The following is a 13,768-nucleotide window of genomic DNA, read 5'->3' on the forward strand; positions in this document are numbered from 1 at the left end:
CTTTTTTACGTGTCCTGAACTTAATTCAAAAATGAATTCTTCATTCAAAAGTGAATCATGCCAAAATCCTAGTAAAGAGCGTTCGTTACCTTTCGATTAATTCATTTATGAATTGGAGCATTCCGTTTCGCTTATTGCTATCATCATTTTAACGTTGGCATAGTATTTGCATAATAGTAAGACAGAGAGTAAGATTCTTAAATCATGCGAGGGAGGAGGCGTTACTAACACGTCTAGGATAATAAACATACATAAAAAATCGTTAGTAAAAAGGAGGGGAAGAATGGAGATTTTACTTCAACAGCTGTTTAACAGTTTAACAATTGGAAGCGTTTACAGTTTAGTTGCTCTTGGGTTGACGCTCGTTTACGGCATCCTGCATATTCCGAACTTTGCTCATGGAGCCCTTTATATGATGGGCGGCTATATTACGTTAACGATGATGACAGCCTACGGATTTAATTATTGGATTGCGATGTTCGTTTCGGTACTTGTTGTAGGCATAATTGGTGTGTTATTAGAACGGTTCGTGTTCCGTTTATTAAGAGAAGCACCGCCTTTGCACGATAAAATTGCTGCCATCGGAATTCTGCTTTTTCTTGAAGCATTTGCACAATTCGTTTGGGGTGCTGATTTTCAAACAATGACTTCTCCCTACGGCCAAGTTGTAACGATTATGGGTCTGACATTTACTATGCAGCGTTTATTAATTATTGTTTCTGCCATCGTTGTCATGATTCTTCTGTATGTATTTCTTAAAAAAACATTTACTGGAGCTTCTATTATTGCCATGTCCCAAAGTCGTGAGGGTGCTTCACTTGTAGGGATTAATATCAATAAGGTGGCAATGCTGACGTTTATGATTTCAGGAGGATTAGCTGCGATTGCTGCTTCTCTTGCTTCCCCAATTAATCTCGTCTTTCCTGGTATGGGGCACCTGGTCATATTAAAAGCATTTGTCATAATCATTCTGGGTGGGATGGGGAGTATACCAGGTGCGATTGTAGGAGGATACATCCTTGGATTCAGTGAAAGTCTTGGCGCAACTTATATTTCTAACGATTATAAAGACATCATTGCCTTCCTTTTGTTAGTGATTATTTTAACGGTGAAACCAACAGGTCTTTTTGCAAAGGGGGAGAGGTAGCATGAAGATCATGAATAATCGTACGTTCATGGTTGCTCTCATCGTAATCGCTATCTTATTTCCATTGATTTTCCAAAATGACTATTATACGCATATGTTAACACTCTCGTTTATTTGGGCAATTGCTGTTTACGGGATAAATTTACTGGCAGGGTATACCGGATATCTCTCTCTTGCTCATGCTGGTTTTTTCGCGATTGGTGCTTATTCACTTGGGCTTTTGACGGTCAAAGCAGAAATGAACTTTTGGCTGGCACTCGTTTTGGCTTGTCTAATCACCTCGGGGGTTGGACTATTGATTGGGATTATTGCATTACGGACAAAGGAACATTTTTTTGCCATATACACCTTATGTGTCGGCTATATCATCTATCTAGTGATAGATAAATGGGATGGGTTAACGGGTGGTGTTAGAGGATTGATCGGTATTAATGCTCCGGGCAATATTGGACCGATAACCTTTGAAACAGCTGAAAGCCAATATTACCTTGTCCTTACCTTTTTGGTGGTAGTTATATTCGTCATTTACCGAATCGTTCACTCACTTACAGGAAGAACCTTCTTAGCTATTCGCAATAGTGAGGAACTAGCTCAAACCATTGGTATTTCAACCATGAAAAATAAACTAACCGCATTTGTCCTTTCTACTTTTTTCGCCGGGTTAGCCGGAGCATTATATGCTTCATTCGTTCGCTTTATAGGGCCGGATATTGGATCTACAGCGATTATGTTTGATCTGTTAATGTATCTTCTCGTTGGTGGAATTGGAACCTTATCAGGTCCTTTAGTGGGAACACTCATGCTCGTCATCCTTTCACAAAACCTACAATTTCTTCAAGAATACCGCATGTTAATTTTTGGGCCGATTCTAACGTTAATTATTATTTTTTACCCGCGAGGAATATCCGGTTCATTCTTTGATTGGAAAAGGAAACGACGAAATCAAACAGGGAATGTGTTAAAGCCAATAAAGGTAAAGGAGGGCTGAATTTGTTTATTGAAACAAAGAACTTGACCAAAAAATTCGGCGGGTTAGCCGCGGTTAATAATGTTGATTTTCATATTGAAAAAGGAAAGATTAATGCCATCATCGGACCAAATGGAGCGGGAAAATCAACTTTTTTCAATTTAATCAGCGGTTTTCATCGCCCTAGTTCTGGAACCGTGCTTTTTAAAGGAACGGATATTACCAAACTTCCTGCAAATAAAATTGCTGGTTTAGGAATTTCTAGAACCTTTCAAACGACGAGTCTCTTTGAACAATCCACCGTTTTGGACAATGTAATTGTCGGTCATCGATTGCGAACTAAATCGAATTTATTTGATGCTATTTTTCGTACCAAACGATTAAAGCGCGAAGAAAAGGCTTGCCGGGATAAGGCAGTGGAGGTCCTTGAAATCGTGGGATTGACCCATGCTGCGGACAAAATAGTTGCAAGTATTTCACAGGAGGAAAAGAAGCGAACAGCAATTGCCCTTGCCCTCGCTACCGATCCAGAGATTATCTTCCTGGATGAACCGGCTGCGGGAATTAACTCTGATGAAACACAAGGGTTAATTAACTTGATTAAACAGCTCAATCAAAGGGGGCTTACCATCTGTTTAATTGAACACAAAATGAGTATGATCATGAATTTGGCCGATCATATCATGGTCCTCAATTATGGGGAAAAAATTGCTGAGGGTACCCCCAAGGAAATCAGCAGCAATGATGAAGTCATTAAAGCTTATTTAGGAGGGAGTGCCAGTGCTTAAGTTGATTGATGTGTCGGTCAATTATGGAAGCTTTACGGCAATTAAACATGTAAACATCGAAGTGTCTGAAGGCGAAATTGTTGTTTTATTAGGGGCAAATGGAGCAGGTAAAAGCACAACTTTCCGCGCTATCAGCGGGATCAATAAGCTTGATAATGGCGAGATTTATTTTCGAAACAATGCAATAAACGGCAGAGCTCCAGATAAAAATGTTCAAGCAGGAATTGTACAATGTGCCGAGGGACGAAAACTATTTCCGCAGATGACTGTTCAAGAAAACTTACGGATGGGAGCATACATCCATAGAAAGAAAAAGGCGGAAATCAAACATTCATTAGAAAACGTATATGAATTATTCCCTATTTTAAAAGAAAAACTTCACCATGATGCAGGGAGTTTAAGCGGAGGACAACAGCAGATGCTGGCCATTGGAAGAGCACTTATGTCAAAACCTAAGTTATTGTTGCTCGATGAGCCTTCAGTGGGATTGGCGCCTTTAATTGTAGAACAAATGTTTCAGGTCATCGAAGAGATTAATCGTGAGGGAATTACCGTCTTACTTGCTGAACAGAATGCTAATGCTGCACTTAGCATTGCAGATAAAGGATATGTCTTTGAAAATGGGGAAATCGTCGTCCAAGGAACCGCAAATGAATTATTGGCCAATGATGAAGTACGGAAAGCCTATATTGGTGCATAAGCGGAATTAAAAAAAGAATGGGGGATTTATATGAAAAAACTATTCCTTGTATGTATGCTGCTTGTCGTAACAGCCTTGGTCGGATGTAACAAGAGCGAGAACACATCATCCGGTGGAGGAGAAAAAGACAAAGAGGCTAATGTGGTAAACATTGGCTATAGTGGACCCTTAAGCGGGGCAGCCGCACTTTATGGAAAAAGAACATTGAACGGTGTCGAAATGGCGATAAACGAAATCAATGATGGCGGGGGTTTTGAGGTCGATGGGAAAAAGTATACCCTTAACCTCGTTGCTTTAGATGATAAATATCTGCCTAATGAAACGGGAGCGAATGCGAAACGGTTAATTCAAGAACATAAAACTCCAATCATTTTTTCACCTCATAGCGGCGGCATTATGGCGTTGCAGGTTTTTAATGAACAAGATAATTTTATCATTGGTGCGTATACGAGTGAACCGGCGGTTACTGCCAGTGGGAATGCCTTGACGGTTCGTTTTCCGCCTAATTACGAAGGATATATTGAACCATTTATTACGTATGAAATGGAGCGCTTCGGAAAGAAAATTGCCGCGCTTCCGACAGCTTCTCAATACGGAAAGGATTGGACGGAGGCTTTACTTCCGGAATGGGAAAAAAAGGGAGGAGAAGTTGTTTATAATTCTTCCATCGATTTCGCTAAAGAAACAGACTTCTTTACTATTGTCACGAATGCTTTAAAAGAGAAACCGGATGTATTATTCATTGGCGGTGCCTCAGAACCAACAGCCAAAGTTGCGAAGCAAGCACGCGAATTAGGATTTAAAGGCGGTTTCATTATCATGGATCAAGCGAAATTGGATCAGATGATGCCGATTACGGGTTCCTATGAAGCGTTGGAAGGTTCCATAGGTGTTTTACCGCTCATAGATTCAGACCAAGAAGCGATACCTGCTTTTGCTGAAAAATATAAAAAACTGTATAAGGAAGATGCAAGTTCTGAAGTGGGATTAAATTATCTAGGCATGTATGCTTTCGTTGAATCAATGAAAGCAGCTAAAAGCGTGGACGACGTCAAGGCAATCCGTGAACATATGGAAGATGGCGTGAAAAATTTAGGGAATGACCAAAAAATCTATGATATTAATTCAATCGATGAAGATGGAGGATTCGATATTACCATTGTCACAGGTGCAGTTGAAGATGGGAAAATTGTACCTATTCGTTAAGAAATTGAGTACTGAAGCATGGCCTCGGTAACTTGATTCCTGAGGTCATGCTGATAAATGGGAGGTGTGAGATTGCAAAACACAGACAAACGGCCTTGGCAACAGTGGTACAAAGGGCTAGAACCTATTGAATTTCCAGAGCAATCCGTATACAGCCTTCTACAAACTTCAGCAGAACGTTATCCTGCACGACCGGCAATTATTTATGAAAAAGAAGTAATAACGTATCACGAACTAAAAAGTCAGGTTGATTGCCTAGCCGGAAACTGGAGAAAGATGAAGGTTAAACAGGGGGATCGGATAGGGTTAATGCTGGCAAACCATCCGGCTTATATTATTTGTTATTATGCAGCTCAAGCACTGGGAATGATTGTCGTCCAAATAAACCCTATGTATACCCTTAGGGAGTTCTTGCAAATTAGCAACGATTCGAAAATAGATTATATAGTTTTTGATGACATAGCCGAAAAGGTAGTAAGCGAGGCCAAACATATTTACACCTTTAAGGAATGCATGCCTATCTCTCCTCAGGATGTTAATTCCATCCCATCTCTAATTAAATCAGGGATTCCTCTTGAAAGCTGTGAGGTTGTCGATCCGCATGATGATGTCGCTGTTATTCAATATACAGGAGGAACGACTGGAAAAATGAAAGGTGCTATGCTCACTCATTTTAATCTACTATCCAATGTGGTGCAGAGTTTTCACATGTATGGCGGATCCATGATACCTGGTAAGGAGACAGTTTTAGCTGCTACTCCGTTGTACCATGTCTATGCTATGACAAGTGCAATGAATTTGGGGATTTATATGGGAGCTACGATATTACTATTTAGAAAATTCGATCTCCCGGTAATTCTTGATTCCATACAGCTGTATCGTCCGACATTTTTTCCAGGTGTGCCTAAAATGTATGCCGCGTTCAGTACGTATCCAGGAATTGAAACATATGACTTAAGTTGTTTGAAGATGTGTTCTTCAGGTTCTGCCCCGCTTCCTCTTGAAATCATGAAGAAATTCGAGGCACTAACGAATACACGAATTGGTGAAGGCTATGGACTTTCGGAAGCCTCTCCAAGCACCCATCGTAATCCGCCTATAGGAAAACGAAAAGTTGGAAGTATTGGGATTCCCATGCCGGGCACTGACTGTTTAATCATAGATGAAAACCATCAGCCCTTAGGCGTGCAATGTGTGGGAGAACTGCTGATTTCAGGTCCCCAAATTATGAAAGGGTACTGGAATAACCAAGACGAAACAGACCTAGCGCTACGGAATGGATGGTTATATACCGGTGACTTGGCCTTGATGGATCAGGAGGGATATTTTTATATTGTCGGCCGTAAAAAAGAAATGATTATTATTAGCGGATTTAATATTTATCCACAGGAAATAGAAAGTGTTCTTTATGAACACCCGGATATACAAGAAGCCGCTGTCGTTGGTATTCCAAGTCTAGAAGCTGGGGAAGCAGCTAAAGCGTTTATTGTCCCTAATGAGAATGTAGAGATAGATCTGGATGAAATTAAAGGGTATTGCTATTCCAAACTAACACCTTATAAAGTGCCTAAGGAATTCGAAATAAGAAGTGAATTGCCCAGAAATACGGTGGGGAAATTATTAAAAAGATTACTAGTGAAACAGGAAATGGAGAAGGAAAAATAATGGTCTTATTTGGAGGGAATAATGACTCAATCTATTTTTAACTTAAGCGGGCAAACCGCGTTGATTACAGGTGGAGGAAGCGGGATTGGTAAGATTATCGCCGAAGCACTTGCAGAATATGGAGCGAATATAGCTGTTTGTTCACGGAAAGTGGAGAATTGTGTTGAAACGGCAGAATACCTAAAAGTCAAATATGGAATCCAGGCCAAAGCTTACCTCTGTAATGTTACAAGTGAGGAGGACATAAGTGAAACGGTAAAACGAGTGATCCAAGATTTTGGTCAGATTGATATTCTTGTCAATAATAGCGGAGCAACTTGGGGAGAAACGGTAGAAAGGATGCCAATTGAAGCTTGGAACAAAGTAATGAATGTAAACGTCACAGGTACATTTATGATGTCTAGAGCCGTGGGGATACATATGCTTGAACGCGGTTATGGGAAAATCATTAATATTGGTTCAGTAGCTGGTATTAAGGCAGAGCCAGGAGATGTGCTAAACGCAATAGGGTACAGCACAAGTAAAGCAGCTGTTCATCATTTTACGAGAGATTTAGCTAAGAAATGGGCCGAACATGGAATCTATGTGAATGCGATAGCCCCAGGTTTTTTTGAAACCAAGATGACGAAGCATGTGCTGGATAGGCATCAACGGGAAATCATTAATCGTAACCCGCTGAAAAAACTGGGAGATCCTAATTCATTAAAAGGAACAGCTCTTCTTCTCGCTAGTCATGCTAGTGATTATATAACAGGTCAAATTATTGTGGTTGATGGAGGAAGCACATTGTAAGAATCATAGAACGAAAAATAGGATAGGAGTGAATGGCATGCATTTACGTTTAACAGAAGAACAAACGATGGTGCGTAAAACGATCCGGAAATTTGTTGAGAACGAATTGATTCCGCTTGAAAATGAAGTGTTAAAGAATGAGAGAGAAGGCCGCCCAAGTATTTCAGCGGGTAAATTAAAAGAGCTGCAGCTGAAAGCAAAGCTATTTGGTTTTTGGGGAATTAATACGGCGGAAGAATATGGCGGTGCAAACCTTGGTCAAATGATGTTAGCCATCGTCTTAATGGAAGTATCAAAGACCTTTGTTCCATTCACGTTTGGAGGTTCAGCTGACAATATTCTCTATTATGGTAATGAAGAACAAAAGAAAAAGTATTTGATTCCAACTATTAATGGAGAAAAGAAGTCATGCTTTGCGATGACAGAGCCTGCTGCTGGTTCAGATACACAAAATATTAAAATGACAGCAGTTAAAGATGGTGAGGAATGGGTGCTGAATGGGGAAAAAACATTTATAACGGGAGGAAATGAAGCGGATTTTGTCATGGTTATCGCGATTACCGATAAAGAAGCGCATGAAGCGACAGGCAGAGAAGGTGTGACCTGCTTTATTGTGGATAGAGAAATGGGATGGAAGTCTGAATATATCCATACAATGGGTGAATGGGGACCTGCGGGCTTAGTATTTGATAACGTTCGTGTGCCTGAAGAAAACATTTTAGGAGAAATTAATGGCGGCTATAAACTTGGTTTAGAGTGGATTGGTTTTGCTAGGTGGGTTGTTGGGGCACGCGCAGTCGGAACAGCTGAGCGTTTACTGCAAATGGCCATTGATTATTCAAAGGAACGGGTTACCTTTGGCCGTCCGATTGCAGACAGGCAGGCAATTCAATGGCAGATTGCTGATTCGGCTGTTGAAATTGAAGCGGCTAAATGGCTCGTACTTAATGCTGCATTTACACTTGATCAAGGTGAGGATAACCGTCATCTGGCAGCGATGGCGAAATTATATGGCGCAAATATGGGGAATCGGGTTGTTGATCGTGTGCTCCAAATACATGGAGGTATGGGGTATACAAAGGAATTGCCGATTGAAAGATGGTACCGTGAAGCGAGATTGTGGAGAATTTATGATGGAACGGATGAAATTCAGCGGATGATTATTTCTAGAAACCTATTAAAAGGGCATGTGAAAATCGGTCAGTATATGTAAATATGAAGGAGGTTGATAGAATGGCAGGAAGATTCGGGGGCAGAACTGCTTTTGTAACAGGAGGAAGTCGTGGTATTGGGAAACAGATTGTCGAAGAGTTTGCAAAAGAAGGAGCCAATGTCGCCATTATTGATATAAACGAAGAAGCGTTAAATCAAACTGAGGAAGAGTTGTCAGAAAAAGGCTATCCTGTTTTTGCGAAAATCGCGAGTGTTACCGATCGCGGTGAAATCGAGACAGCCATGCAAGAGGCGGCTGATCGGTTTGGAACCATCGACATTCTTGTAAATAATGCGGGTGTAATTAGAGATAACATGTTCTTTAAAATGACGGATGAAGACTGGATGATGGTAATGGACGTTCATTTGAAAGGTGCGTTTTTTGCATCGCGCTCCGCACAAAAATATATGGTGAAAAATCATTATGGACGCATTATTAATATTTCTTCCACATCTGCGTTGGGGAACAGAGGACAGGCTAATTATTCCACCGCGAAAGCAGGGTTACAGGGTTTTACGAAAACCCTCTCGATTGAACTTGGTAAATTTGGGATAACCGTAAATTCTGTCGCACCTGGATTTATAGAAACGGATATGACAAAAGCCACTGCTGAAAGAATCGGTCTAACCTTTGATGAGCTGATAAAAGCGAATGTTAGTAAAATTCCAACAGCAAGAAGCGGAAAACCGGAAGACATCGCGAATGCTGTTGCTTTTTTTGCAGATGAGCGATCTTCTTTTGTCAGTGGACAGATTTTATACGTTGCCGGGGGTCCTAGAAATTAACTAGATTACTAAAGGAGCAGATGAAAACATGAGAGAGGCTGTAATTGTTTCTGCTGTACGAACGGCAATTGGTAAACAAGGGGGTACACTTGCATCCGTGCCTCCGCATGTTTTTGGGGCTGAAGTAATTAAAGAGGCCATGAAAAGGGTAAAGATCTCACCGACGTTGGTGGAGGATGTTATTTTAGGTAATGTTTTAAGCGGCGGGGGAAATATAGCTCGATTAACCGCCCTTCAAACAGGTCTATCTATCGAATTGCCTGGTTTGACCATCGATCGTCAATGCGGCTCGGGTATTAATGCGGTTATGTTGGCTGCACAAGCGATTCAGGCTGGAGATGGAGATGTTTATGTTGCTGGAGGCATTGAAAGTATGAGTCGTGCCCCATACTTGATGGACCGTCCAGAAAAGCCTTACAGTACTGTGCCCCCAAGAATCAGGAAATCACAGCTTTCCCCTGTAGAGATAGGTGATCCACCGATGGGGATAACAGCAGAAAATTTAGCGAAAAAATATAAGATAAGCAGGGAAGAACAAGATGTATTTGCTGCAAACAGTCAACAAAAAATGAAAAAGGCGATAGATGATGGCCGGTTTATTGAGCAGATTGTCCCAATAAATATTCCTGTACGGAAAGGAAATCCGGTCGTTTTTAAGCAGGATGAACATCCACGTCCAGATTCGACAAACGAAGTCTTGGCTAAACTTCCTCCTGCATTTCTAGAAGCAGGAACAGTAACGGCAGGGAATAGTTCAGGCTTAAATGATGCAGCAGCAGCGCTTATAGTGATGTCAAGAGAGAAGGCTGAAGAGTTAGGTATTAAGCCCCTAGCGGTGATTAAAGCGCATGCAGTTGCGGGTGTGGATCCGGCAATTATGGGAATAGGTCCTGTACCAGCTACACGGAAAGTGATGGAGAAGTCTGGACTCTCATTAGAAGATATGGATATTATCGAAATAAATGAAGCATTCGCCGCACAAGTTATTGCTTGTGACCGCGAGTTAAATATGAATTTAGAAAAAGTGAATGTAAATGGTGGTGCAATCGCTCATGGACATCCACTGGGAGCTACAGGAGCAATTCTCTTAACCAAAGCAATATATGAACTGGCAAGGATAAACGGCAGATATGCACTTATTACGGCATGTATCGGTGGAGGGCAAGGGATTGCTGCGATTATTGAAAGAGAAAAGGATGCGTTTTAGGAAAGAATATCCGAATTATTGTGACCCCTTAAAGTTAGAGCTTACTATTATGCAGCTGACTGGCTGGTGTGCAGACGGTATTGAACCGGACTCATGCCAGCTAATTTCTGTTTGATACACCTGTTATTGTAATAATTGTAAAACGTAATGTTAGTATTGCAATGAATGATGAATATAGAATCTTAGTTGAATTAAATAAGGAATTAAATAAGCGATCATTTAAAGATTCTAATTGTGTTAGATTAACCTACAATAATTACATAGGAAAGTAGTGGATTACATGCATGTATGGTTTGAAGAGTACCTATAATTATTCTTTGAGGATAGAGAAGCTAGTCACTGCTATAAGAATCAACATATTCCTAAAAAACTTTACAAGTACCAACCTATTAGTGATAGAATAAGAAATCAGAGAATCCAAGCAATAAATGAAAATAATTTATGGTTAACAAAAGCAACATATTTAAATGATCCATATGATTGTAATGCTATATTTTATAATGATTTGGAATTGAGAATGTTTATTCAAACTAAAATGCTCAACTTAAAACAGGAAATCCGATTGATTATATTATAAGTTCAATAGGTGAAACCTTAGAGGTATTTAGAAAAAAATTGAAAGTAACTTGTTTTTCAGAAGTTCCATCCAATATGCCACTTTGGGGAAATAACGCTGATAAACATAGAGGTATATGTATTGAATATGATTTCACCGAACTCAATGTAAATGACAACTTCTCAAATATGTTGTATCCAGTGGGTTATGAGAAAAAACGATAAAACATTACAAATCTATTAAAAAGCATAGTAAATGATGATAATAAATCCAATCCATATAATTTATTTTTCTTGCTTTCATGAAGCATGAAAGTTTGAGTTATGAGAGAGAATGGAGGGTTATTGATTTTGATTTTAATAACTCAAACGGGATTGGATCATCTCTCATGATACCTGTACCTCCTTCAGTAATTTATTTTGGAAAGAACTGTGCGACTAAAGATATTGATGAAATATGTGCTTTGATAGATTCTAATAAAATTTCTTGTACAAAATAGGAACAAAAAATAATGAATTTTTCTATATGAATGTTCTTTAATGATTTTTATGTAGCTTGAATAATGAAGTGAACATAGAATAGAATAATTAAAATGTTAAAAAGTGAGTGAGATTAAATTGAAGATTTGGAAATTTAGCCAGGAAATAATTTCTGTAATTTCTTTATTACTAACAGTAGGGGGGCTTGTTCTAGCTATCCATGTATATAATAGAGATATTCGACCAGTAATAGAAAATACAGAATTATTTGAAGAAATAAATGAACTAGAAACTGAAAGTGATTCATTAAAGGAAGATATAGGGATATTAAAAGAAGAAAGAGTAGTTTTAAACTCGGATCTTGAAAAGTTAGAGGATGAAAAAAATCATATTCAAAAAGAAACTGTTAAAAGTTATAAAATGTATTATATAGATAATATATATGAGGAATTATTACAAAAGTCTCTTCTTGCGATTGCTTTTGATGATGATGAAACGCTAGATGTAAAAGAATTCGCTTTGAAAGAATTAAATAAAATAGATGAGACTTCTTTATCAGACCTACAGACTAAGGGATTTAATGAAGCAATGGAGTTCGTAAATTTACATATTACTGAAGAATCTACAAGGAATGATTTATTAAATTATAAGATTATAGATATGGAAGAGGAAATTAAAGAATTATCAAAGTAATGCAGAATCGAATTTTAAAATTCTCTTTTTATTTTATATGTAAATGGTATAATGTGGTTAATTCGGTTTATAACCAAGTTCATGTATGATGTATTACACCCTAATAATAAAATAATTTAAATAAATTATGGATGTCTGCAAGAGATTTCCAATTTAGTGTACAAGACGCCCGCTTGTCGGCATAATGCTACGCGAAACTTTAAATAGGCAAGATACATGCGTAGAAGCTTAAGTGTTGGAGTTTCTGGACGCGGATTCAAATCTCGCCTCCATATATTAAGAAAGGATATTAAACGGGGATTTAAACCTCGTTATAGTGTCCTTTTTTTTATGCCATTGTCTAATAAACGGTCAGAGAACTTCGACATTTGAATTGACAACTCCGTTTTATTGAAATACATTTTAGTTACATATAAAGAATACTCATGGCTTTAGAGGGCATCGGTAGTAATTGGTTATACGAGGTTACGATTAAAACTGATCCAATTACTAATAAGCGAAAGAGAAAGAAGAAAAGGGGATTTAAAACCAACCGAGAAGTAGAAAAAGCATTAGTTGTGTTAATTACTACTGTATATAGTGGAACGTATTTTGAACCATCTACAATGCTTTTTGAAGAGTATTTACACGAATGGTTTCAGACAAAGAAAAGTCAAATAGGGAAACAGACTGCTAAAAATTATGAATCCAATATACGGTTTCATATAGTTCCGTATTTAGGAAAGTATCCTTTATCTAAGCTAAATACACTTATTATCCAAAACTTAATCAATTTATTAGTTGATAAAGGGTTGTCCAATGCAACTATTAAAAAGATTTATAACATCTTAAAAAATACTATTCAGAAGGCTTTTATTCATGAGTTAATATCTAAGAATATAGTGTCAATGGTTGAATTACCGAAAGTTGTTAGAAATGAGTTGAAGGTATGGAATACTGAAGAAGTAAAATTATTTCTAAACGCAGCAAAGGAAAGTAGATATTATATTGCATTTCACTTAGCCCTTACAACTGGAGTGAGACAAGGGGGACTGTTAGCTTTAAGATGGAAAGATGTTGATTTAGAACGAGGAACGATTCATACCAGACAAACTTTAAGTCTTGATGGAAAAGAGTTTTTATCAGGGGCTAAAACCTCTTCTAGTATTCGTCCAATTAGGTTGTTATCTGAAACCAACAATACGCTGTAAAAACATAAGACTGCAATTGCAAAAGAAAAGCTAAAAGCTGGAACAGACTATAATGATAATGATTTAGTAGTCTGTACGTGTTTTGCAACCGTGTTAACTCCTAGCAACTTAACAAGGACATTTAAAGGATTCATTCAAAAAGCGAATGTACCTATTATTAGGTTTCATGATTTAAGACATACACATGCTACTTCACTTTTGATAGAAAGGATACATCCAAAGATTGTTGCGGAACGGTTAGGTCATAGTAGAGAAAGCATGACATTAGACATCTATTCGCATGTATTACCTAATATGCAAAAAGAAGCGACAGAGAAGTTGAATAAGACTCTATTTGGATGACGAATAATGTACCTGTCGCAAACAGGTCGCCAAATCCG

At 38.5% G+C, this 13,768-nt stretch carries 12 protein-coding genes and 1 pseudogene; 12 read left to right on the forward strand and 1 reads right to left on the reverse strand.

Translation table 11 applies throughout. The features are described from left to right. Positions 1-283 precede the first annotated feature (283 nt). From MHI18_RS20885 to MHI18_RS20930, 10 genes are all read left to right on the forward strand, one after another. Positions 284-1,147, forward strand: coding sequence for a branched-chain amino acid ABC transporter permease (locus MHI18_RS20885; RefSeq protein WP_340850232.1), 864 nt, complete (start codon positions 284-286; stop codon positions 1,145-1,147). Position 1,148: 1 nt separating this feature from the next. Next, positions 1,149-2,135, forward strand: coding sequence for a branched-chain amino acid ABC transporter permease (locus MHI18_RS20890; RefSeq protein WP_340850233.1), 987 nt, complete (start codon positions 1,149-1,151; stop codon positions 2,133-2,135). Between the two features lie 2 nt (positions 2,136-2,137). Continuing rightward, a complete protein-coding gene (locus MHI18_RS20895; RefSeq protein ID WP_340850234.1) occupies positions 2,138-2,902 on the forward strand; it encodes an ABC transporter ATP-binding protein in 765 nt (254 codons plus the stop codon). After that, positions 2,895-3,602, forward strand: coding sequence for an ABC transporter ATP-binding protein (locus tag MHI18_RS20900; RefSeq protein ID WP_340850235.1), 708 nt, complete (start codon positions 2,895-2,897; stop codon positions 3,600-3,602). The genes MHI18_RS20895 and MHI18_RS20900 overlap by 8 nt, the downstream gene beginning before the upstream one ends. A 30-nt stretch (positions 3,603-3,632) precedes the next feature. Further along, positions 3,633-4,808: an ABC transporter substrate-binding protein gene (locus tag MHI18_RS20905; RefSeq protein WP_340850236.1), complete on the forward strand. Its 1,176-nt coding sequence runs from the start codon at positions 3,633-3,635 to the stop codon at positions 4,806-4,808. A gap of 72 nt (positions 4,809-4,880) precedes the next feature. Continuing rightward, positions 4,881-6,473 carry a long-chain-fatty-acid--CoA ligase gene (locus MHI18_RS20910; RefSeq protein WP_340850237.1) on the forward strand — a complete coding sequence of 531 codons (1,593 nt, stop codon included), beginning with the start codon at positions 4,881-4,883 and terminating at the stop codon, positions 6,471-6,473. Positions 6,474-6,491: 18 nt separating this feature from the next. Beyond that, positions 6,492-7,265: an SDR family oxidoreductase gene (locus MHI18_RS20915; protein ID WP_340850347.1), complete on the forward strand. Its 774-nt coding sequence runs from the start codon at positions 6,492-6,494 to the stop codon at positions 7,263-7,265. A gap of 37 nt (positions 7,266-7,302) precedes the next feature. Continuing rightward, positions 7,303-8,478 carry an acyl-CoA dehydrogenase family protein gene (locus MHI18_RS20920; protein ID WP_340850238.1) on the forward strand — a complete coding sequence of 392 codons (1,176 nt, stop codon included), beginning with the start codon at positions 7,303-7,305 and terminating at the stop codon, positions 8,476-8,478. 20 nt (positions 8,479-8,498) lie between these two features. Then, positions 8,499-9,263 carry a 3-oxoacyl-ACP reductase FabG gene (fabG, locus tag MHI18_RS20925; protein ID WP_340850239.1) on the forward strand — a complete coding sequence of 255 codons (765 nt, stop codon included), beginning with the start codon at positions 8,499-8,501 and terminating at the stop codon, positions 9,261-9,263. A gap of 28 nt (positions 9,264-9,291) precedes the next feature. Continuing rightward, positions 9,292-10,470 (forward strand): thiolase family protein, encoded by a 1,179-nt coding sequence (locus MHI18_RS20930; RefSeq protein WP_340850240.1) that lies wholly within the window; start codon positions 9,292-9,294, stop codon positions 10,468-10,470. A gap of 47 nt (positions 10,471-10,517) precedes the next feature. Here the strand turns inward: MHI18_RS20930 and MHI18_RS22180 are convergent, their stop codons facing one another. Beyond that, complete coding sequence (locus MHI18_RS22180) at positions 10,518-10,646, reverse strand: IS3 family transposase (protein WP_445670050.1); 129 nt, start codon at positions 10,644-10,646, stop codon at positions 10,518-10,520. A 982-nt stretch (positions 10,647-11,628) separates the two neighbouring features. Between MHI18_RS22180 and MHI18_RS20935 the strand changes: the two genes are divergently transcribed. Continuing rightward, positions 11,629-12,198: a hypothetical protein gene (locus tag MHI18_RS20935; protein ID WP_340850241.1), complete on the forward strand. Its 570-nt coding sequence runs from the start codon at positions 11,629-11,631 to the stop codon at positions 12,196-12,198. A 425-nt stretch (positions 12,199-12,623) separates the two neighbouring features. Beyond that, positions 12,624-13,730: pseudogene (locus tag MHI18_RS20940) on the forward strand (tyrosine-type recombinase/integrase). Positions 13,731-13,768: the final 38 nt, after the last annotated feature.

It is taken from the genome of Peribacillus sp. FSL H8-0477 (assembly GCF_038002765.1).
In the GTDB taxonomy this organism is placed as follows: domain Bacteria; phylum Bacillota; class Bacilli; order Bacillales; family DSM-1321; genus Peribacillus.

Coding starts and splice junctions, on each gene's coding strand:
- MHI18_RS20885 (WP_340850232.1), top strand. CDS start 284: ATGGAGATTTTACTTCAACAGCTGTTTAACAGTTTAACAATTGGAAGC.
- MHI18_RS20890 (WP_340850233.1), top strand. CDS start 1,149: ATGAAGATCATGAATAATCGTACGTTCATGGTTGCTCTCATCGTAATC.
- MHI18_RS20905 (WP_340850236.1), top strand. CDS start 3,633: ATGAAAAAACTATTCCTTGTATGTATGCTGCTTGTCGTAACAGCCTTG.
- MHI18_RS20920 (WP_340850238.1), top strand. CDS start 7,303: ATGCATTTACGTTTAACAGAAGAACAAACGATGGTGCGTAAAACGATC.
- fabG (WP_340850239.1), top strand. CDS start 8,499: ATGGCAGGAAGATTCGGGGGCAGAACTGCTTTTGTAACAGGAGGAAGT.
- MHI18_RS20930 (WP_340850240.1), top strand. CDS start 9,292: ATGAGAGAGGCTGTAATTGTTTCTGCTGTACGAACGGCAATTGGTAAA.